16 protein-coding genes and 1 tRNA gene are annotated in these 20573 nt (G+C 68.5%); 12 read left to right on the top strand and 5 right to left on the bottom strand.

Annotated elements, in window-relative coordinates; all coding sequences use genetic code 11:
- Nucleotides 1-104 precede the first annotated feature (104 nt).
- The 12 genes from KF715_09445 to KF715_09390 all read left to right on the top strand — a co-directional run bounded on the left by KF715_09445 (nt 105) and on the right by KF715_09390 (nt 13073).
- A complete protein-coding gene (locus KF715_09445; GenBank protein MBX3736900.1) occupies nt 105-1151 on the top strand; it encodes an aldo/keto reductase in 1047 nt (348 codons plus the stop codon).
- Between the two features lie 6 nt (nt 1152-1157).
- Nucleotides 1158-2177, top strand: a complete 1020-nt coding sequence (locus KF715_09440) for a zinc-binding alcohol dehydrogenase family protein (protein ID MBX3736899.1) — start codon at nt 1158-1160, stop codon at nt 2175-2177.
- 44 nt (nt 2178-2221) lie between these two features.
- Nucleotides 2222-2611, top strand: coding sequence for a D-ribose pyranase (rbsD, locus tag KF715_09435; GenBank protein ID MBX3736898.1), 390 nt, complete (start codon nt 2222-2224; stop codon nt 2609-2611).
- Nucleotides 2612-2630: 19 nt separating this feature from the next.
- Nucleotides 2631-3971, top strand: coding sequence for a sugar MFS transporter (locus KF715_09430; GenBank protein ID MBX3736897.1), 1341 nt, complete (start codon nt 2631-2633; stop codon nt 3969-3971).
- Nucleotides 3972-4035: 64 nt separating this feature from the next.
- Nucleotides 4036-4118: transfer RNA gene (locus KF715_09425), tRNA-Leu, on the top strand.
- Between the two features lie 65 nt (nt 4119-4183).
- Nucleotides 4184-4762: a nicotinate-nucleotide adenylyltransferase gene (nadD, locus tag KF715_09420; protein MBX3736896.1), complete on the top strand. Its 579-nt coding sequence runs from the start codon at nt 4184-4186 to the stop codon at nt 4760-4762.
- Between the two features lie 7 nt (nt 4763-4769).
- A complete protein-coding gene (gene rsfS / locus KF715_09415) occupies nt 4770-5237 on the top strand; it encodes a ribosome silencing factor (GenBank protein ID MBX3736895.1) in 468 nt (155 codons plus the stop codon).
- 109 nt (nt 5238-5346) lie between these two features.
- Nucleotides 5347-5706 (top strand): prepilin-type N-terminal cleavage/methylation domain-containing protein, encoded by a 360-nt coding sequence (locus KF715_09410; protein ID MBX3736894.1) that lies wholly within the window; start codon nt 5347-5349, stop codon nt 5704-5706.
- A gap of 64 nt (nt 5707-5770) precedes the next feature.
- A complete protein-coding gene (locus tag KF715_09405) occupies nt 5771-7645 on the top strand; it encodes a hypothetical protein (GenBank protein ID MBX3736893.1) in 1875 nt (624 codons plus the stop codon).
- Nucleotides 7624-9471 (top strand): glycosyltransferase family 39 protein, encoded by a 1848-nt coding sequence (locus KF715_09400; GenBank protein MBX3736892.1) that lies wholly within the window; start codon nt 7624-7626, stop codon nt 9469-9471. The genes KF715_09405 and KF715_09400 overlap by 22 nt, the downstream gene beginning before the upstream one ends.
- A 79-nt stretch (nt 9472-9550) precedes the next feature.
- Nucleotides 9551-10792, top strand: coding sequence for a hypothetical protein (locus tag KF715_09395; GenBank protein MBX3736891.1), 1242 nt, complete (start codon nt 9551-9553; stop codon nt 10790-10792).
- Nucleotides 10785-13073, top strand: a complete 2289-nt coding sequence (locus KF715_09390) for a glycosyltransferase family 39 protein (GenBank protein ID MBX3736890.1) — start codon at nt 10785-10787, stop codon at nt 13071-13073. The genes KF715_09395 and KF715_09390 overlap by 8 nt, the downstream gene beginning before the upstream one ends.
- On the opposite strand, the gene KF715_09385 is transcribed toward KF715_09390, so the two are convergent.
- From KF715_09385 to KF715_09365, 5 genes are all read right to left on the bottom strand, one after another.
- On the bottom strand, nt 13074-15131 hold the full coding sequence (locus tag KF715_09385) for a hypothetical protein (protein MBX3736889.1): 2058 nt from the start codon (nt 15129-15131) through the stop codon (nt 13074-13076).
- Between the two features lie 3 nt (nt 15132-15134).
- Nucleotides 15135-16067, bottom strand: coding sequence for a glycosyltransferase (locus KF715_09380; protein MBX3736888.1), 933 nt, complete (start codon nt 16065-16067; stop codon nt 15135-15137).
- 7 nt (nt 16068-16074) lie between these two features.
- Nucleotides 16075-17742 (bottom strand): hypothetical protein, encoded by a 1668-nt coding sequence (locus KF715_09375; GenBank protein MBX3736887.1) that lies wholly within the window; start codon nt 17740-17742, stop codon nt 16075-16077.
- Nucleotides 17743-17831: 89 nt separating this feature from the next.
- The gene (locus tag KF715_09370; protein MBX3736886.1) at nt 17832-19871 is read right to left on the bottom strand and encodes a glycosyltransferase family 39 protein; all 2040 of its coding nucleotides are present in this window, start codon (nt 19869-19871) and stop codon (nt 17832-17834) included.
- Complete coding sequence (locus KF715_09365; GenBank protein ID MBX3736885.1) at nt 19872-20564, bottom strand: glycosyltransferase family 2 protein; 693 nt, start codon at nt 20562-20564, stop codon at nt 19872-19874.
- Between the last annotated feature and the right edge of the window lie 9 nt (nt 20565-20573).

Genomic DNA, 20573 nt, shown 5'->3' with positions numbered 1-20573 from the left:
CGGCGAAGGGGGGCGTCACGCGAAGGCAAGAATCGACAGGCGCCGGTCAGGCTGAGCCATGCGCGCCGGCGCGGTTTCCTGCTAGGGTGGGCGGCGCTGTTCCGATGAGTGCACCCCTGCATCGCCCGTTTGGCCGCACGACGCTGCGCGTGCCACCGATTATTTTCGGCACGAGCTGCCTGGGGAATCTCTACCAAGTCGTGTCCGACGCCACGAAGCGCGCGCTCGTCGCCGAGATGGTGAAGCACTGCCCGGCGCCGATCGTGTTGGATTCGGCGGGCAAATACGGCGCGGGGCTTGCGTTGGAGGAAATCGGCCGCGCGTTGCGCGCGCTGAACGTGCCGGCGGCGGACGTCGTGATCAGCAACAAGCTCGGCTGGCGGCGCGCGCCGCTGACGGGGCCGGAGCCGACGTTCGAGCGCGGCGTGTGGGCGGGCATCGCGCACGACGCGCAGCGCGACATCAGCTACGACGGCATTCTGCGCTGTTACGAGGAAGGCAACGCGCTGCTCGGTGCCGGTTGCGCGGCGCAATTGGTTTCGGTGCACGACCCGGACGAGTTTCTCGCGGCGGCGACGGACGCGGCCGATCGCGTGCGGCGGATGGACGACATCGTCGCGGCGTATCGCGCGCTGTTCGAGTTGAAGGCGGCGGGCCGCGTGCGCGCGGTCGGCATCGGTGCGAAGGACTGGCGCGTGATCCGCGAGGTGGCGGAGCGCGTCGATCTCGATTGGGCGATGTTCGCGTGCAGCCTCACGGTCTACACGCATCCGCGCGAACTGCTCGACCTGATCGCGCAGCTGCATGCGCGCGGCGTCGGCATGGTGAACTCGGCGGTGTTTCACGCGGGTTTCCTCACCGGCGGGCAATGGTTCGATTATCGGCGCGTCGATCCGCAGCGCGACGCGGAGCTGTTCGCGTGGCGCGCGAAGTTTCAGGCGATATGCCAGCGCTTCGGCGCGCGGCCGGCGGACGTGTGCGTGCAGTTCGGCCTCGTGGTGCCCGGCATCGCGGCGGTGGCGCTGAACACGGAGAAACCGGAGCGCATCGCGGCGAACGTCGCGAGCGGCACGGCGCCGATCCCGGCGGAACTGTGGCGGGCGTTGAAGGCGGAGCGGTTGATCGCGCCGCATTTTCCCCTCGGAGACTGACGAATTATGAAAGCCTGGGTGATCACGGAAGCGGGCCGCATGGCCGTCACGGAAAAGCCGATGCCGCGCCCGGCGCGCGGCGAAGTGCTGCTGCAGGTGAAGCGCGTCGGCTACTGCGGCAGCGACCTGAACACGTTCCGCGGCTACAATCCGCTCGTGACGTATCCGCGCGTGCCGGGACACGAGATCGCGGCCGTGATCGCCGAGATCGCGGCGGATGTGCCGGCGCAATTCAAGGTTGGGCTCGAGACGACCGTCGTGCCTTACACGACGTGCGGCGTGTGTCCGTCGTGCCGGCGCGGACGCGTGAACGCGTGCCGCAGCAACCAGACGCTCGGTGTGCAGCGCGACGGGGCGCTGACGGAGTTCATCGCGGTGTCGTGGCAGAAGCTGGTGCGCTCGGAAAAACTCTCGTTGCGCGACCACGCGCTGGTGGAGCCGCTCAGCGTGGGCTTTCATGCCGTGCGGCGCGGCGAAGTGGCGGCGGGCGACACGGTGCTGGTGTTCGGCTGCGGCATGATTGGGCTCGGCGCGATCAGCGGCGCGGCGCTTTTGCGCGGCGCGCGGGTGATCGCGGTCGACGTTGATGATGCGAAGCTCGCGCTCGCGCGGAAGGCCGGCGCGACGGATACGATCAATTCGCGGACGGAGAAACTGCACGAGCGCCTGCAGGCGCTCACCAACGGCGACGGTCCGGACGTGGCGATCGAGGCGGTCGGTTTGCCGGCGACGTTCCGCGCGGCGGTGGACGAAGTGGCTTTCGCCGGACGCGTGGTCTACATCGGTTACGCGAAGGAGGTGGTGAGCTACGAGACGAAGTTTTTCGTGATGAAAGAGCTCGATATTCGCGGCTCGCGCAACGCGACGGCGGAGGATTTCGCCGACGTGGTGCGCGTGCTGGAATCGGGGCGGTATCCGGTGGCGGAGACGATCACGCAGACGGTGCCGTTTGCACAGGCGGGCGACGCGCTCGCGGCGTGGTCGGTCGATCCGTCGCGCGTGACGAAGATTCACGTCGAACTCTGACGCGCGCGCCGCTTTTCTTCCGTCGCTTTCACCGCGTTCACCCCATGCTAAAAACCGGAATCCTCAACCCCGCGCTCAATTCGCTGCTGAGTCGCGTGCGGCACACGAACACGCTCGTCATCGCCGATCGCGGTTTTCCGTTCTGGCCGACGATTGAGACGGTCGATCTGGCGCTGGTCGACGATGTGCCGACGGTGTTGCAGGTGCTGGCGGCGCTGCGGCCGAATTTCCAAATCGGGCGGGCGTGGATGGCGCGCGAGTTTTTGAAACACAACGACGCGGCGACGCGTGCGGCGTTTGCGCAGGCGCTCGACGGCATCGCACTGCGGCACGAACCGCACGTGGCGTTCAAGCGTCGCGTGCCGCACGCGATCGGGCTGATCCGCACCGGCGACACGACGCAGTATGCGAACGTGATCCTCGAGAGCGCGTAGGCCGCGCCGATTTTCCCCAATGACAAACCCCGTCACCCCGCCCAGCCCGGAGAAGAAACCGGGCCTCTTCGTCATGCCGGACGGCCGCAATCGCGCCGTCACGTTCGCGTTGGTCAGCTCGCTGTTCCTGTTGTGGGGCTTCTGCAACGGGATGATCGACGTCATGGACAAGCATTTCCAGGAGGAGCTGCATCTCTCGCTCGCGCAGTCGGCTTGGGTGCAGTTCGCGCACTACCTCGGCTACTTTCTCATGGCGCTGCCGGCAGGTTGGATCGCGACGCGGCTCGGCTACAAGGGCGGCATCATCTTCGGCCTGCTGCTCGTGGCGCTCGGCGGGTTCTGGTTCATCCCGGCGACGAAGATTGCGATGTTCTGGGCGTTCCTGCTCGGCGTGTGCCTGATCGCGGCGGGACTGACCTTCCTCGAGACGGTGGCGAATCCATACACTACGGTGCTCGGGCCGCCGGAGTTCGCTGCGGCGCGCATCAACCTCGCGCAGTCGTGCAACGGCATCGGCTGGATTCTCGGGCCGATCGCGGGGGGCATGTTTTTCTATGGCACCGATGCGGCAGGGAAGAGCACGGGGTCGCAGACGCTGTGGATTCCTTACGTGGCGGTGGCGGTGCTCGTGCTGGTGCTGGTTGCGGTGTTCAAGGCGGCGGATTTGCCGGACGTGCAGTCGGAGGACGTGTATCACTTGGACGACGGTAGCGGAGCGGGGAAACAGTCGATCTGGACGCATCCGCACTTCGTTTTCGCGGTGGTGGCGCAGTTCGCCTACGTCGCGGCGCAGTCGGGCATTTTCAGCTTTTTCATCAACTACATGACGTCGCAGACGCCGGCGATTCCGGTGGCGTGGCAGACGGGCGCGATGGCGAAGTGGTTTCAGGCGGGCGCCGATGGGCGCACGATCCTGAGCAATCAGGGCGCGGCGTTCCTCGCTTCGCTGGGTTTCTTCTGCTTCCTCGCCGGGCGGTTCAGCGGCGCGGCGATCCTGAAGAAATTCTCCGCGCACACCGTGCTTGGGCTCTACGGCTTGTTCAATGTGGTGGCGTGCGGCTTGGTCGCGCTGAAGCTGGGCTGGCTGTCGGTGGTGTGCGTGTTCGCGAGCTACTTTTTCATGTCGATCATGTTCCCGACGATTTTCGCGCTCGGCATCCATGGGCTCGGTTCGCGCGCGAAGCAGGCCTCGGCGTTCATCGTCATGGCGATCATGGGCGGCGCAATCGTGCCGAAGCTCATGGGCGCGGTCGGCGATCACTACGGGATGTCGATCGCGTTTCTCGTGCCGCTGGCGTGCTTCGCGGTGGTGATGGCCTACGGCTTCGGCTGGAAACGCCTCAGCCGGCAAACGGCCTGAGCGCGCAGCGGGCCAGAAGAGGCTCGCCGCCGCCCCGGCGCTTTGCCACGAAAGCCGCTGCCGCGCCCAGGTGGCGGAATGGTAGACGCATCGGACTTAAAATCCGTTGATCGCAAGGTCGTGTGGGTTCGAGTCCCACCCTGGGCACTCGGTCCGCGCCGGGAAAGGCCTTGCGCCCCGGCGCGCGCGCCGGCACACGTGGCGTCCCACGAATGAAAATCGGCTTCCTCGGTGGCTCCTTCGACCCCGTCCATTTCGGCCACTTGATCGCCGCGCAGGACGTGCTGGAGCAATTCCATCTCGACCGCCTGCTGCTGGTGCCGGCGGCGCAGGCGCCGCTGAAGCCCAACGACGTGCAGTCGACCGCGGAGGATCGCCTGGCGATGCTGCGGTCCGCGACGGAGTGGGATCATCGCGTGGAGATTTCCGACTACGAGCTGCGCAAGGGCGGCATCAGCTACACCATCGACTCGGTGCGGCACTTCAAGGCGCTGTTCCCGAACGACCAGCTCTATTGGATCATCGGCGGCGACCAGCTGCCGCTGCTGCACAAGTGGAAGGACATCGGCGAGCTGGCCAAGCTGATCGAGTTCATCTTCCTCGAGCGTCCGAAGCACGCCGCGAAGCCGCACCCGGAGATTCCCGGCCTGGTGCTGCACCGCTGCGATGGTCACCTGATCGAGATCAGCTCGAGCGAGCTGCGCGCCCGGGTCTCGCGAGGCCTGTCGCTGCACTATTTTTGCCCGCAAAAAGTCATCGCCTACATCGAGGCGAACCGGCTTTATCGCTGACGCCGCAATGACCACCCGCAAGCCGACGAAGAAAAAAACGCCCGCCAAGAAACCGGCGGCCCCGCGCAAACCGAAGACGAAGAGTCCCGCGCCGCGCGCGCCCAAGGCCGCCGCGCCGAAGCCTGCTTCCTATCCGCGCCTCCTGTCGCTCGTGGTCCAGGCCCTCGACGCCAAGAAGACGGAGAACCTCCAGGTGCTGCACGTCGGCGAGCTCTCGAGCATCACCGATTATCTCGTGGTCGGCACCGCGACCTCCGATCCGCATCTGCGCGCCCTGCGTGTCGAGCTCGAGAAGGTGATCGACGGCGAGGGGGCGAAGATCCTCGGCATCGACACCGGCCGCAGCAGCGGCTGGACGGTCGTCGACGCGTTCGACGTCATGGTGCACCTGTTCACGTCCGACAACCGCGAGAAGTATCGCCTCGAGCTATTGTGGCGCGACGCGCAGCCGGTGCCCGTCGAGGCCCTGTTGTAACGCGGGAACTTTACAGTTCCTTTGCGGGGTTTGACCTTGTGGGTTCGCCTCGCGAGGGCTTTGCTGCGCCGGCTCGCAAGAGCAGTAAATCATAACCCCGTAGAGAAACATGAATACCCAGAATCGCACCACCAAGGGCTTCACGCTCGTCGAAATCATGATCGTCGTCGTCATCATCGGCCTCCTGGCCGCGATGGCGATTCCGGCGTTCCAGAAGGTCCGCGCTTCGTCCCAGGACAAGGCCGTGACGAACAATCTCCGCCAGCTCTCCGCGGCGGCCGATCAATACTTCCTGGAAAAGGGCTACAGCACCGTCCTCTCGGCCGACCTCGTCGGCACGAACAGCACGCAATACATCAAGGCGGTCGCCCCGGCCGCCAACGAAACCTACCCGACCGGTCTCTCGCAGGGCGTTCCGCTCACCGCGACGGGCGTCGCCGGCCAGCGCACGGTCACCTACAGCAACTAAACGGCTGTTTTAAGGTTCCTGCATTGCAAGCCGTCCATTTTTCGTGGACGGCTTTTTTATGCCCATGCTGAAGCTCGTGTTACGCGACAAGCTCGTCTGGCTGCTTCTCGGGTTGGGCGCCGCGATGCTGGGGATCGGGCGCTGGGTGCTGCCGATTGATCAGGCATTGTTGATCGTATCGCGCGGCGGCTACTGGCTGATGCTGGGCAACGTGGTGCTGTTCGGCTGGGCGCTGTGGCGCCTGAGCAAATCCCTGCTGCTCGACTGGAAGCCCGCGCGCGCAGATTTCGGCGCGGCGGCTTTGATCCTCGGATGTTGCGTGATGTGGGCGGCGCACGAGCGGCACGGTTTCAAGATTCTCGCGGACGAGGAGCTCCTGCTCGGGACTTCGATGGGCATCCATTACGACCGCGAGATCGGCTACCCGGCACGTGCCAGTGACGTGACGGGCCCGCTGCAGCTCAATCTCAAGGTCCTCGACAAGCGTCCGTATTTCTTCCCGTTCGTCGTGGCCACCGTGCACGACCTCACGGGCTATCGTCCGGGGAACGCTTTCTGGGTGAACACCGCGCTCGGCGCGGTTTTTCTCAGCTTGGTTTACGTGCTGGGCTGGCAACTCGCGCGTTCGCGTTGGGCGGGCGCGCTGCTGGTGTTGCTGTTCGCCGGCCTGCCGCTCGCGGCGCAACAGTCTGCGGGTGGTGGCTTCGAGTTGCTGAACCTCGTGATGATTTCCACGCTGCTGCTGCTCGCGCGGCGCTACGCGCGCGCACCCGACGAAGCCGCACTCGACGCGCTCTGTCTCGGCGCGGTGCTGCTGGCGTTCACGCGCTACGAATCGGTGCTCTTCATCGTGCCCGTCGGCACGCTGGTGCTGTGGGGCTGGTGGCGTGCCGGGCGCGTCGTGCTCACATGGCCGGTGGTTTTGACGCCGGTTTTCCTCTTCCCTTACGTGCTGCAAAATCGCGTGTTTGCCGCCAATCCGGCCACATGGGAACTCGGCAGCATCAAAGGAGCCGACCAAGTCTTCGCGCTGCACTACGTGCCCGACAACCTCGGTCACGCGCTCGCGTTCTTCTTCGACCGCTCGGGTTACCAGGCGAACTCGATCTACTTCGCCGCGCTCGGCCTCGCGGCGCTGCCGTTCCTGTTGCTGCTCGTCGTCCGCACGCTGCGCCAATCGCGCGACGCCACCACGGATTCAGCCGACGTCGGCAGCGCGTTCGTCGTGCTCGGCTTGTTTGGCCTCGCGGCGCTGCTCATGACTTACTTCTGGGGGCAGTTCGATCATCCCGTGATCCGCCGGTTGAGCCTGCCCGTTCACCTCCTGCTCGGCCTCGCGATCGTGGTGGTCGGGGCGAGTTTCCTCCGGACGGCGCGAGGCTGGCAGCTGGCGATAGCGGGTGCCGTCGCCGCGCTGGTGTTCCAAGGCCTGCCGATGATGGCGCAACGCGCCTACGAATGGGACTACACACCCGGTGTCGAGATGGCGTGGCGCGACGAGTTCCTGAAAAAATTCCCGGCGCGCGACTACCTCTTCATCGATCAGGACTCCACGTTCTGGATCACGCAGCGCATGCCCGCCACGCCGATCAAGCAGGCGGGCGAGCGCAAGGAGGGCCTCGCTTACCACCTGCGCAATCACAGTTTTTCGGCCATGTATGTCTTCCAGCGCTTCACGGTGAACGACCAGACGGGCGCGCTGACAATCGATCCGGCCGACGACATCGGACCGGACTTCGAACTCGAACCGGTGATGCAGAAACGCGTGGCGACGCTGCACCTCGCGCGCATCTCGCGCATCACGGCGATTCACGACAAAGGCGCGATCGTCGCGCGCGCGGGCCTGGCGCCCGCGGCGAACGGTCCGGCTCTGACCGGTGAAGAGCTGGAGAAAGCCAAAGCGCAGTATCTCGAAAAGTGGATCAGGCAACTGCCGTAACTCCTGCGCGCGCCGCCTGGCGTCGGCGCCTGCCGCCTCTCGACGGCGGCGGGCGTTTCCCAGCGCGTCTGCTGCTCTTCGGCGTCGTCGCCGTCGGGGCGGTCTACGTCGGTTTCGTGGCGCACTCGGTCGCCGAGGCCGGGCGACTTGTCCAGCACTATGGCTATTACGCGATGTTCGCCACGTTCGTCTGGGCCTTGCTCGCCGGAGCGCGCGTTGCGCCGTCGTGGTGGCGCCAGCGCCCGTCGCTCAGCCGCCGCGAGCTGATCGCGATCGTCGGCGTGATCGGCGCGCTGACGCTGATCGCCGTGCTCACGGCGCCCTACACCTACAAGGTGCTCTACGATGAGTTTGTCCTGCAATGCACCGCGCGCAATCTCCACGAAATCCGGGAGGTGGGCGCGGTGACCCGCGGCTTCGAGGTCGAGGGGGTTTTTCGCGGCGTCAGTTCCTATCTCGATAAGCGGCCGATTTTTTTCACCTTTCTCGTCTCGCTGCTGCACGACGTGACGGGCTATCGAGAGGCCAACGCTTTCGCGCTGAACACCGTTCTGATGCCGATCATCCTCGGGCTGCTTTATGTGCTGGCGCGGCGGCTCGTGGGGCACGCGCCCGCCTGTGTGGCCGTAGTGAGCTTGGGCGCGTTTTCGCTGCTCGCCTACAACGCCACCGGGGCGGGGATGGAGATGATCAATCTCGCGATGCTGCTGCTCACGATCCTGCTGGGCATTCACTATCTCGAGGCGCCCGACGAGCCTCGGCTCGCCGCACTCGTGCTCAGTGCGGTCCTGCTCGCGCAATCGCGCTACGAGTCCGCGCTCTACATTCTGCCGACGGCGCTCGTCGTCCTCGAGGGCTGGCGCCGTGCATCGCGTCCGATCCTTCCCGCGGCCGCGATTCTCGCGCCGGCGCTGCTCATACCCTACGCCCTCCACAACGTCTTTCTCTCCGGCACGCCGTCGCTTTGGGAATTGCGGGAAGGACAGGACCACCGTTTCGCGGCGCATTTCGCGGCGAACAACTTTCGGCACGCCTTCGGCTTTTTCTTCAATTTCGGCGAACTCATCCTGAACTCCTGGTGGCTCGGCCTGGCGGGATTGCCTGCGCTCGCGTGGGGCGTGTTCCGCCTGCTGCGCGGCTGGAGGCTCGCGCCCCGCGCCTCGGCCACGCTCGCCGGGTTGGTGATCTACGGCGCCGCCATTTGCGGCGGGCTCACGCTATTGATGTTTTATTACTGGGGCGAGTTGGACGACCCGATCGTCTCGCGCCTCAGCCTGCCGTTCTGCGCGCTGCTCGCGCTCTGCCTCGCCTGGGGCGCCGGCAACCTGCCGGGCCGCCTGCGGCGGTGGGGCGTCGCGCTGGGCGTCGGCGGCGCATTGGTGGCGTATTTTTCAACCGGACTTCGCGCCAGTGGCCGCCACTGGGAACTCAATCTCCTCATGCGCGAACTGGCCTGGGAGGCCGAGACCATCGATGCGCTCCCGCCGGCGCGCCGCCTCGTCATCACGAACAAATCCTCGCTCTTCTGGGTGGCGCGCGAAATGCCCTCAGTCCAGATCCCGCGGGCGCGCTGGCGCGCAGAACAGGTGAAATTCCATCTCGATCACCACACCTTCGACGAGGTGGTCGTCTGCCAAGGCTACCGCCCGACCGGTGCCGACAGCGGGTTCCAGCTCGATCCGCTCGACCGGCTCCCGGAAACCTTCGTGCTCGAGCCCATCGTGGAGCGCCGCTGGGGCGGTCGCATCGCGCGGCTCAGCCGGGTCGTGCAGATTCGGCTCGCGCCACCTGCGCCGCGCCTCGAGATGGGCCCCGTTTTGCCATGACGCCAGACAGTCAGCCGGCGACGTGCCTTACGCAGCGTTTCACATGGATCGCAATTTCCGGGATGAAGGCGGACTGCGCATGAAACTCGACCGTCAACGCTGGCGCTGGTCGGTGGCTTGTCTCTTGGCGATAGTAGCGGCTTTTTTCCTCCTCGCGCTGAACGAATCCTGGTGGGGACGCGTCGGCGTTTTTCACCTGCGGCCGTATTTTGCCGACACGGCGGCGATCCTCGCGGCCGGCGAGGCGCAGCAGGCGGGACGCGACGCTTACCTGCCGAACCCCTTCGATCCTTTTGGTCGGCCGCACGTCTATGGCCCGTGGTGGCTCGTGACGGGTAAACTGGGTCTGACGACGGCGGACACGTGGTGGGTGGGCGCGGCGCTTTCGCTGGCGACAGTTATCGCGATGCTGGTTCTGCTCGCGCCGCGCCACGCGGCCGATGCGGGCGGCGTTCTGCTCCTGCTGCTCTCGCCTCCCGTGCTGCTCGGTCTCGAGCGCGGCAACAACGACCTCATGATTTTCCTGCTGCTCGCGGCGGGAACCGCGTGGCTGGCGCGGTCGTCGCGTGCGGCGGGTGTTGCCGGCTCCGCCACGCTCGTGCTCGCCGCGGTGCTCAAATTCTACCCGCTCGCCGCGCTCGCTGCGGTGCTCGGGCGACGGGAGCGTTTTCCGCGAGTCGCCGCGCTCGGTCTCGGGGCCGTGGCGGTCTTTGCGGCGTTGTGGTGGGTGCAGCGGGACGGATTCTTCCGCGCGCTGGCGCTCGCGCCGCGGCCGGATTCGATTTACGCCTACGGCATCCGCATTTTTTCCCTCACCTGGACGCATGCCGGCGGTGCGCGCGGATGGTTGCTCGCGGGATTCGCGCTCGGCGCCGGCGCTGCGCTGGCCGTGTTGTGGCGCGGACGCGGGGCACTGACGCGCGCGATTCCCGACGAGGGGCCGCATGCACTGGCGGCGGTCGCGGGCGGCGCATGCTGGCTGTTCTGCTACCTGGCGAACAACAATTACTCCTACCGCGCGGTGCTGCTGCTGCTCGTTGCGCCGGTGTGGCTGGCGCTCGCGCGCCGCACCGAAGCGACGGAGCGCGCGCTGGGGCGCGGCTCGTGCCTGCTGCTGCTCGTGACGCTGTGGGTGTTCATGCCGAAGACGTTCGCGATCGAGCTCATGCGCGCCGGGGGCGGCGCGGCGGTCGAGCGGTGGCGCTGGGTGTTGTTCGTGTCCGGCGTCGAGCAGATGCTGATCCTCGGGCTGAGCGTGGCGCTCGCGATCTCGCTCGTGGGCTGGGCGGCGCGGCGTGCCGCGTTTTTCCGCAGTGAGTGAGACGGCACAGCTTTGGGCGGTGCTGCCGCTGGTCGTCGGCGTCGCGCTTTTCCGTTGGCGGGTGTCGCGGGGGCGCGATGCGCTTTCGGCGCTGCTCGAGGCGGCGGCGATTCTGGCTGCGACGATCTGGGTCGGCACGAATCTCCTGAGTGTGTGCGATGGATTTCGCCCGGCCGCGCTGCGGGTGGCGTGGACGTTCGCGGGAGCCGGCGCGCTCGTCGCGCTGTGGCGCACGCGCGCCGCGCGCACGCGCTGGCCGCGGATCGCCGGCGCGGGCGAATGGAGCATGGTGCTGCTCGGCGGCGTGCTGCTCGGCATCACGCTGGTGCGCGCGCTGGCGTCGCCGCCGAACACGGTCGATGTGCTGAATTATCACCTGCCGCGCCAGCTGATGTGGTTGCAGCACGGCAATCTGGCACCGTGGGCGACGGTGAACGACCGGCAGCTGATGATGCCGCCGCTGGCGGAGACGATCGGCGCGCAGTTCCTAGCGCTGACGGGCGACGACTATTGGGCGAACCTGCCGCAATGGGCGGCTTACGCGGGGCTGGCGGTGGCGCTCGCGGTCCTCGTGCGGCGGCTGGGCGGATCGCGTCTGGCGGCGGGCGTGGCGGCGTTGCTCGGATTGTTGCTGCCGATGGCGTATCACGAGGCGACGAATGCGAAGAACGACCTGCTCTCGACGTTTTGGATCGTCGCCGGCACGGCGGAGCTTGCGCGTTGGCGGAACGTGCAGTTTGCGGCGACGCGGTGCGCGGCGGCGTGGCTGGCGTTGCCGTTCGCGCTCGCGTGGCTGACCAAGAGCACGGCGATGCTTTTCGTGCCGCCGGTGGTGGTCGCGGGACTCTGGGCGTGGAGCCGGCGCACTTCCTGGCGCGAACAGGTCCGCGTGTTCGCGCCGGCGGCGCTGCTGGCGCTCGTGCTCGTGGCGCCGTTTCATGCACGGAATCTCGCTTGGTATGGCACGCCGCTCGGGCGGCACCGTGCGGAGGACGGTGGCGCGCTGGCGATGGAGACGTTCGCACCGGCGGCGATCGCATCGAATGCCCTGCGGCACGCTTCGCTGCATCTCGTCTCGCCGAGCGCGACTTGGAACGCGCGGTGGGAGTGGTTGGTCCGTCGCGCGCACGAAGGACTCGGTATCTCGCCGGCCGATCCACGCACGACGCTCTGGAAACTGCCCTTTCAGATCAGCTATGCGCCGGACAATGAGACGAGCGCCGGCGCGCCGGTGCATTTTCTTTTCGGTCTGCCGCTGCTGGTGTGGCTTGCGTTGGTGGGACGACGTTCGCCGGCGCGATGGCTGGCGGTCGCGACGCTGGCGGGCGCGGTGCTGTTTGGTGGTGCGCTGAAGTGGCAACCTTGGGCGGCGCGGTTGGAGTTGCCGTTGTTCGCGCTCGGTGGGGCAGCGGTCGTCACGATGGCCGCGGCGTGGAGCAACGGTGTAGCGCGGCGTTGGGGCGTGGCCGCTCTGGTGGGCGCGCTGGCGGCGTGGTGGCCGGGCGCGGACACGGGCGCGCGGCCGCTCTGGCATGTGCCATCGATCTTTTCGGCTTCGCGCGAGATCAACCAATACCGGTTCGCTCCGGCGAGGGCGCAGCGCGATGCGAAACTGGCGGACCTGCTCGTGCGCTGCGGAGCGCGACGTGTGTCGATCTACAGCGTGCATGACACGCCGTATGCGCTGATGCGGCGGTTGCAGCGTGCGATACCCGGAGTGGAGTTCAGCGGCGGGGTGACGCCGGTGGAGACACCGTGCGACGCACTGGCGATGCTGGCGATCGGCGCGCCGCTGCCGCTCTATGCCGAGTGGGATGGGCGGCAAGTTGCGCGCTTGGTGGGTGTCGGATTCGGCGACGGCATTTATTTGCCAGAGGTGCGGGTGCATGAACTCGGATGGTGGAATCAGTTGCCTGAGCTAGGGGGCTGGGCGCGCCAAGATGGCTTGCCGCGGAGCGACTGGGCGATGCCAGTTTGGGGGCCGGGCGTGGCGCGGTGGATGCCGAGTGGCCGAGGTCAAATCGACTACCTCAGCGCCGGCCGGCGACTCCAGTTGCGCGTCGCGCTGCGGCGCGTGACGGCCGAGCGGCCGCGTTTGGAGCTGGCTTTCGCGTCGGGCGGCAAGGAGTTCGTCGCGGTCGACGCCGGTGCGGAGGAGAGCGTGGAGTTCACGGTCAACGTGCCGTCGAACCTGGGCGTCAATCGCGTCGTGTTGCGCGACAACGAGGCGGCGCGCGGCGGCTACGTTTTCACCCGGCTGCAGTTCAACGACGCGCCGTGATCACGGGAGTTTCTCGTCCGTCGGGATCGGCGCGCCGAGGCAGTAGTTGAGTTCGCCGTCAGTGAGGTGGAAGGCAAAGAGCGAGGCGCCGATGCGCGCGTCGGGCCGGCGGTCGCGCAGGAAATAGCAGATGCGGCCGAAGCGCAGGTGTTCGAAATCGATGAGCAGTTCCGACAGCTCGGTCGTGGTCAGCACGCGTCCCTCGGGGTCGTGCGCGGGGGCGGTCAGGGTGGCGTTGAGCTGGCGGATCCACGGGCGCAGCTGCTGGTAGCGCGCCTCGTAGGCCGCGGTCCATGGCCCGCGGACGTGGGTGTAGACGCGTTGCCACATCGTCGCGCTGATGATGAACCAGCCGCCGCGCAACGAAGGCACGAGTTGGCGCTCGGCGCCGCTGAAATCGAAGTAGGTGTCGCCGATGCGCGTGGCGGCAATGCCGTAGTAACGCGGCGAGCCGGAGCCGAAGTAGGAGAGGAAGATCGGGTCGCGGTCGGCGCGCGCGTCGAGCCACACCTTGAGGCGCGGCAGGTCCTGGCCCCAGTCGAGCGAGCTGTCGACGAAGTAGCGGTAGCCGTTCTCGGTGCCGCCGGCGAGCGGGTTGAAATACGGCAGGTAGTCCGGCCGTGCGCGCAGCGATATGGCGACTTGTCCGAGCAGGGCGAAGGCCGCGACCGCGGCGAGGAGCCGGCCGTTGCGGCGCGACACGCCTCCGCCGCGGAGCGCGACGCCGCTCGCGAGCACGGCAGCGCAGGCATACATCGGCAGGATGTGGCGATGGCCGATGTTCAGCGAGCTGCGCACGGAGAACGCGCCGTAGACCAGCAGCACGACGAGCAACGGTGTGGCCTTGTAGAGCAGCGTGCGCCCGGCGCGCGAACGCCGCGCTGCCGCGAGCAGGCACGCGAGGCCCAGCACGTGAAGCAGCAATTCGGGCAGCGTGCTTTTCAACAGATAGGCGACGGGGAAGAAAGCCGGCCAGCCCAGCGCGCTCCATTCTCCGGCGAAAAACGCCGGACGGTAACGCGAGCTGCGATCGACGAACGCGAAGCCATAGAGCCATGCCTCGGGCAGCACGTGGTGTGCGGCGCCCCAGGCGGCGAAGGCCTGCACCGGGCCGGGCTTCAGATAGGCCGGGTCGCCCTGCGGCCGGCCATCCGCCATGAGCAGCGCGCTGCGTTTCGCCTCGGTGATCATCACGCTTTCCCACGGCATCGCGAAGTGCGCGCCCGTCGGCGCGCGCGGACCGTCGGCGCTGTAGCGGAAGCCGTAGCCGGCCCAGACGACGGTCCACGCGAGTGCGACGACACTTACGCCGGCCAGCGCGAGCGGCGCGAGGCGCGCGAGGCCGCGCCGGCCGTTCACCGGTGTGCGGCGCAGCAGACGCACGGCGAGCATGAGCAGCGCCATGGGCGCGAAGAGCACGGCGGAAAACTTGGCGAGCAACAGGTAGCCGAGCGCGAGACCGGCCCACGCGATGCGCCCGAGGGTGACGCGGTGCAGCAGGCGCCACCACGCAGCGCTGGCGAGCACGAAGCCGAGGGCCGCCGCCGTGTCGGACGTGACGAGTCCCGCGTGCGCGAGCAGCGTGGGGCTGAACGCCGCCAGCGTGCTGCTGACGAACGCGCCGAACGCGCCGGTGAGTTGCCAGGCCCACAAACCGACCGCGAAGACCAGCACGGCGCCGAGGAGCGAGATCATCGCGCGACCCGAGCGGAGCATCGCGGTGAGATCGTTGCCGGATTGGTGGAAAAAGTGTTCGCCGACGACCCAGACGTTCGCCTCGCCCCAGGCTTTGTGCGAGCGGTCGAGTTGTTTCAGGTCGTGACCGAGCAGCGGCAGCGCGGCCCAGCGTTGCGGGAAAAGGCCGTTCTCGGGTTGGAGGCGGTAGTCGTGGTCCTGCCAGTAGCTGTAGCCGGCAGTGAGGTGCGCGATCTCGTCGTTGGTGGTGGAGAACTCGTCCGACACGCTCGCCGCCTGCCAGGCGTGGACGGCGACCATCGCGGCGAGCCAACACCAGACGAGCCAGCGGGGCGGGCGCAGGCGAGGGACGGACGCGGCCATCGTTCAGCGCGCCGGCGGCCGGCGCACGAGGAAGAGCGGCCGCTGTTTCACCTCGTCGTAGACCCGCGCGAGGTATTCGCCGAGCACGCCGATGCCGACGAGCTGCACGCCGCCGAGGAAGAGCACCAGCGTGACGAGCGTGGTGAAGCCGGTCTGCGCGGACTCGATGCCGAGCAGGCGCTTGATCACGAAGTAGAGGCCGAGCGCGAAACCGCAGCCGCCGATCGCGAGGCCGGCGTAGGTCAGGAGGCGGAGCGGCAGGTAGGAGAAGCTGAACACGCCGTCGAAGGCGTAGTGCAGGAGGCGGCCGAACGTCTGCTGCGGCACGCCGGCGGCGCGCTCGTGGCGGTCGTAGAGGACCTCCGCCGTGCGGAAGCCGACCCACGCGCGCAGGCCAGGGAAGAAGCGGTGACGCTCGGGCAGCTGGTTGAGCGCGTCGACCGCGGCGCGGCTGAGCAGGCCGAACGTGCCGGAGTTTGGCTCGATCGGGAAGTCGCTGATGCGGTCGAAGAACGCGTGGAAGAGATTCATGCCCACGCGGCGCAGGCCGCGTTCCTGCCGGCTCCGGCGCGTGGCGCGCACGACATCGGCGCCGCCCTGCCAGGCCGCGACGAGCTCGGCGATCAGCTCAGGCGGGTCCTGTAGGTCGGCGTCCATCGTCACGATCGCATCGCCGCGCGCGTGGGCGAGCCCGGCGGCGAGGGCGGCCTGGAAGCCGAAGTTGCGCGATAACTCGAGCAGCTCGAAGCGCGCGTCGCGCGCGGCCTGGGCGCGGATGAGATCGGCGGAGGCGTCGCGGCTGCCGTCGTTCACCAGCACGGCGTGCCAGGCGCAGCCCGGGTTGGCGTCGAAGAGGGCGGCGAGGCGCGCGAAGAGCGCCGGGAGCACTTTCTCCTCGTTGAAGACGGGCATCACGAGCGTGACGGCGGGGAGCATGGCGGGATTAAGCAGTGGGGGACGGCGCGGGGAAAGTCATTTCCCGGCGCCAATGAAGGAGGGCGAGGGCCGCGGCGGCGGCGAGCAGAGCGGCGGCGAGCGGCGGCGCGCCGAGATCGGAGAGGAACGTGAGGTGCAGCGCCTGCTTGTCGTGCCAGCTCACCTGCGCGGCGCGGGTGTAGGCGCTCCAGAGCACCTCGGGCGCGAGCGGGCCGCGCAGCGCGCGGTCGAGCCAGCCGGACTGGACGCCGAAATGCAGCGCGATGCCGGCGGCAAAATCGAAAGCGAGCCCGGCGGCCCACAGCGTCCGCAGCCAGCGCGGGAGCGTCGCGACGGAGCCGGCGATCCACGCCAGGCCGAGGAGCGCAAGTGGCTGCAGGGCGATGTGCGCGAGGCCGAAGGCGTCGGGCTGCGTGTGCACGGCGGTGCCGAGCACGACCGCGACGGGGATGGCGATCCACGCGAAGCGTCGCGTGGGCGCCTCGCGGCGCCGCGAGGCGAGCCACGCCAGCACGACCGCGCCGCCGAGGCCGCACATCCCCACGGCTCGCGTCTGGTAGAGGATGAACCAGAAGTCGCGTGCGCGGCCGAGAGCGCTGGCCTGGGCGACGAGCCACGGCTCGACCGGGCCGAAGGAGAACGGTGCGACCGTGTGCGCGAGATTGGTGGCGGCGACGGCCAGCCGCTGCGCGGGCGGCAGCGCCGGGGCGAGCGCGAGCGTCGTGTTCTGGGTGAAGGTCGTGGCCGCACCGTAGGTGGCGAGCGACCAGCCGAGCCAGGAGAACAGGACGAGCGCGGCCCCGGCGAACGCGAGCGGAAGCTGGCGCGCCGGCGCGCCGGGCGGCCGCGTGCCGAGCCACGCCAGACCGAGCGCGACGATCCACGGGCTGGCCGAGTAGTGCGCGAGCATGCCGCCGGCGAGCGCGAGGGCAGCGGCGGTGAGCCGGCCGCCGGGGTCGTCGCGCGCGGTGAGTTGCAGCCAGGCGACGAGGACGAAGAACGCGGCGACGAGCTTGGTCCACGGGAAGGTGGCGTTCTGCACCAGCAGCGGCGATGCGAGCAGCGCCGGCACGAGCCAGCGCGGGCCGGTCGCGCCGAGGCGACGGGCGAGCGCCCAGAGCGGAAAGACGACCAGCGTGCTCAGCAGCGTGAGAAAAACCTGGTAGTTGAAATACGCGCCGCCGCTGCCGCCCAGCAGCGCGGCCGCCCAGAGGTTCACGAGCGGCGGTCGCGCCGGGAGCGGGTAGACCGTGGCGAACAGCGTGTCGCGCGGCCAGCGGGCGAGGAAGAACTGCGCGCGGTCGTAGTGTTCCCACCAGTCGACCTGCCAGGCCGCGCCGCTGTAGACCGAGACGGTCGCCTGCCAGCCGAGGCACGCCACGGCGACGGCGGCGTAGGCGAGGAGCGCGCGATGGATGGACGGGAGGTTCCAGTCGGTGCGGCGGGAGAAACCGAGAGCCGCGAGCGGCGCGAGCCAGAACCAGCGCCAGTCGACGCCGCTGAGGTAGACCGCGAAGGCTGCGCCGTAGCCGGTGAGCAGCGCCGCGGCGAGCGCGAGCGGGAGGCGCTCCGCCTCGGGCCAGCGGCGCACGGCGCGCAGCCAGGGGGCCGCCAGTCCGCCGACGGCGAAGAGGAACAGCGCGACATCGCGCAGCAGGGCCCAGGCGGCGGACATGCGCCGACTCAAGCGGGCGCGGCGCGGCGGGGGAAGTCCGATTTGGGCGGTCGCGCGGGCCCGGGACGGATTTACCGGCGGTTAGCAGCTCAGCGCGGCGGGCCGTAGAGCGCGGCCTGCACCTCGGCGTCGGAGAGCCGGAAGACGAGCAGCGAGCCGCCGACGACTTCGAGCGGCGCGCGGTCGCGCAGCGCGTGGCAGAGCCGGCCGAACTGCATCAACTCGAGATCCATGAGGTCCTGCACGACGCGCTCCTGCTCGGCGGGCGGGCGCGGCGATTTCTCCGCGGCGGCGCGGGCGGCGCGTTGGAGCAGGTCCTTGTAAACTTGTTCCTGCCGCTCGCCCCACGGTCCGCGCGTCGGCAGATAGGCGCGTTGGAAGTGCGTCGCACCGATGACGAACCAGCCGCCGCGCACCGGCGCGGGGAAGGTGCGCGGGCCGCGGTCGTTCCACTCGTCGCCGAAGCGGATGACGTCGAGCCGGCGGGCGCGGGGCGAATCGGCGCCGAAGTAGGTGAGGAAGACCGGCGACGTGTCGCCGCGGGCGCGCCGGCGGTCGAGCCAGGCGGCGAGGTCGGGCAGTCCCTGGCCCCAGTCGTAGGAGCTGTCGACGAGGTAGCGGTAGCCGCGGTCGACGCCGCCGGTGAGCGGCTGGAAATACGAGAGGTAGAACGGGCGCACGGCGACCGAGTCGGCGGCGTCCGCGGCGACGGCGAGCGCGAGCGCGGCGGCGATCAGGCGGCGCGGACCGGCGGCGAGCCAGCAGGCGGCGGCGGATGCGAGGACGTAGAAGACCGGATACGTCGGCAGAATGTGGCGGTGGCCGATGTTGAGGTTCATCCGGATCGCCATGGTCCAGTAGACGACGAAGAACACCGCCAGCGGGGCTGCGCGGTAGAGCCAGGCGCAGCGGACGCCCGGTGCGCGGTGCGCACGCGGCAGCAGCAGCGCAGCGAAGCCCGCGACGCCGAGCAGCAGGGCGGGCAGCGGGGTCTTCAGCACGAACGCCACGGGGAAGAACGTCCGCCAGCCCGTCGTGCGGTATTCGCCGAGGAAGAAGGCCGGGCGGTAGCGGGCGAACTTGTAGGTGTGGGCGAAGCCGAAAAGATACGCCTCGGGCAGCACGCGGTGTTCACGCATCCAGCCCAGCAGGTGGGTCATGCCGGTTTCCTCGACCGGCCGCTGCGAGTGCAGCAGGCGGTCGAGCGAGGTGTCGGCCGCGCGCGGCACCGGTGCCTTGTCCAGGATGACGTCCCAGGAAAAGTAATAGCTCTCCGCGGTCGAGCGCGCGCGGTTGAAGCCGTCGAAGCGGAAGCCGTAGCCCGCCCAGAGCACGACGAGGCTGCCGGCGCCGACGGCGGCCAGCACGGCGAGGGAGGCCGCGGCGATGCGCAGCCGGCCGCGCACCCAGCGCGCCGGTCCTAGCTGGAGGACGAAGGGCGCGCCGCGCCACACGCGGACGGCCCAGAGCGCGCCGAGCAGCGGCACGATGAGCACGCCGGACATTTTGGACAGGAACGTCAGCCCGCAGGCGAGCGTGGTGCCGGCGAGGCGCGCGGCGGTGACGCGGTGCAGCAACCGCCACGCGAGCGTGAGTGCGCCGAGCATGCAGGCGGTCGCGGCCATGTCGGACGTGATGAGGCCGCCGTGGGCGAGCAGCGCCGGGCAGAACACGGCGAGCGCGAGCGCGATCCAGCCAGCGGTGGCGCCGAAGAGGCCGCGCGCCCAGCGCCACGTCAGCCACACGGTGAACACGCCGAAGAAGGCGGTCATCGCCCGGCCCGCGAGCAGCATGCGGTCGAGCGGATTGCCCAGGCCGAAGAAGAATCGGTCGCCGAGGGTGTTGACCTGCGAGCGCAGCCAGTCGGGGTTGCCCTCGAGCGGCGGGAACTTCAGGTCCATCGCGAGCAGCGGCAGGGCGGAGACGCGCATGGGCAGCGTGCCGTTCTCCGGGTGGAGGCGGTAGTCGTTGAACTTCCAGTAGGTGTAGCCGCCGGTCAGGTGGACGACCTCGTCGGCGGTGACGCCGAGGCGCGGCGACGCGCTGACGGCCATCACGTAGTAGAGAGCGAGTGCGGCGGCGACGAGCAGCCAGGTGCGGGTCGACGGCACGGGCGCGACCGGGCGCATTCAGCGAAGGAGGTTGTATTTCGCGATGGCGTAGATCGCGCGGAAGCCGTCGCGCCAGCCGATCTTCTTTCCCTCGGCGTAGGTGCGGCCGTAGTAGCTGATGCCGACCTCGTAGATGCGGCAGCCTTCGAGGCCGGCGACCTTGGCGGTGATCTCGGGCTCGAAGCCGAAACGGTTTTCCTCGATCGTGATCTTCTGCAGCACCTCGCGGCGGAACACCTTGTAGCAGGTCTCCATGTCCGTGAGGTTGATGTTCGTGCACATGTTCGAGAGCAGGGTGAGGAAGCGGTTGCCCACCATGTGCCAGAAATAGACCACGCGGTGCGCCTCGGCGCCCATGAAGCGCGAGCCGAACACGACGTCGGCCTTGCCCTCGGCGATGGGCTTGAGCAGGCGCGGGTATTCCTGCGGGTCGTATTCGAGATCGGCGTCCTGCACTATGACGGCGTCGCCGGTCGCGGCGCCAAAGCCCGTGCGCAGCGCGGCACCCTTGCCGGCGTTGACGGGGTGGTAGATCACCTTGCTCACCAGCGGCTCGATCTCGGCGCGGAGGATCTCGCGCGTGCCGTCGGTCGAACAATCGTCGACGACGATGATCTCTTTGTCGCGCACCGGAGCGGCGCGCACGGCCTCGACGATCGAACGGATCGTGTGACGCTCGTTGTAGCAGGGGATCACGATGGACAACTTCATGGCGGCGCG

Source organism: Candidatus Didemnitutus sp., from assembly GCA_019634575.1.
Taxonomy (GTDB): domain Bacteria; phylum Verrucomicrobiota; class Verrucomicrobiia; order Opitutales; family Opitutaceae; genus Didemnitutus.
This window is presented reverse-complemented; position numbering and strand designations above follow the sequence as displayed.

Excerpts from the sequence above, each read along its gene's own strand:
- KF715_09380 (MBX3736888.1), bottom strand. The coding sequence starts at position 16,067 with ATGCTCCCCGCCGTCACGCTCGTGATGCCCGTCTTCAACGAGGAGAAA.
- KF715_09370 (MBX3736886.1), bottom strand. The coding sequence starts at position 19,871 with ATGCGCCCGGTCGCGCCCGTGCCGTCGACCCGCACCTGGCTGCTCGTC.
- KF715_09385 (MBX3736889.1), bottom strand. The coding sequence starts at position 15,131 with ATGGCCGCGTCCGTCCCTCGCCTGCGCCCGCCCCGCTGGCTCGTCTGG.
- KF715_09445 (MBX3736900.1), top strand. The coding sequence starts at position 105 with ATGAGTGCACCCCTGCATCGCCCGTTTGGCCGCACGACGCTGCGCGTG.
- rbsD (MBX3736898.1), top strand. The coding sequence starts at position 2,222 with ATGCTAAAAACCGGAATCCTCAACCCCGCGCTCAATTCGCTGCTGAGT.
- KF715_09405 (MBX3736893.1), top strand. The coding sequence starts at position 5,771 with ATGCTGAAGCTCGTGTTACGCGACAAGCTCGTCTGGCTGCTTCTCGGG.
- KF715_09440 (MBX3736899.1), top strand. The coding sequence starts at position 1,158 with ATGAAAGCCTGGGTGATCACGGAAGCGGGCCGCATGGCCGTCACGGAA.
- KF715_09430 (MBX3736897.1), top strand. The coding sequence starts at position 2,631 with ATGACAAACCCCGTCACCCCGCCCAGCCCGGAGAAGAAACCGGGCCTC.
- KF715_09395 (MBX3736891.1), top strand. The coding sequence starts at position 9,551 with ATGAAACTCGACCGTCAACGCTGGCGCTGGTCGGTGGCTTGTCTCTTG.
- KF715_09365 (MBX3736885.1), bottom strand. The coding sequence starts at position 20,564 with ATGAAGTTGTCCATCGTGATCCCCTGCTACAACGAGCGTCACACGATC.
- nadD (MBX3736896.1), top strand. The coding sequence starts at position 4,184 with ATGAAAATCGGCTTCCTCGGTGGCTCCTTCGACCCCGTCCATTTCGGC.
- KF715_09375 (MBX3736887.1), bottom strand. The coding sequence starts at position 17,742 with ATGTCCGCCGCCTGGGCCCTGCTGCGCGATGTCGCGCTGTTCCTCTTC.
- rsfS (MBX3736895.1), top strand. The coding sequence starts at position 4,770 with ATGACCACCCGCAAGCCGACGAAGAAAAAAACGCCCGCCAAGAAACCG.
- KF715_09410 (MBX3736894.1), top strand. The coding sequence starts at position 5,347 with ATGAATACCCAGAATCGCACCACCAAGGGCTTCACGCTCGTCGAAATC.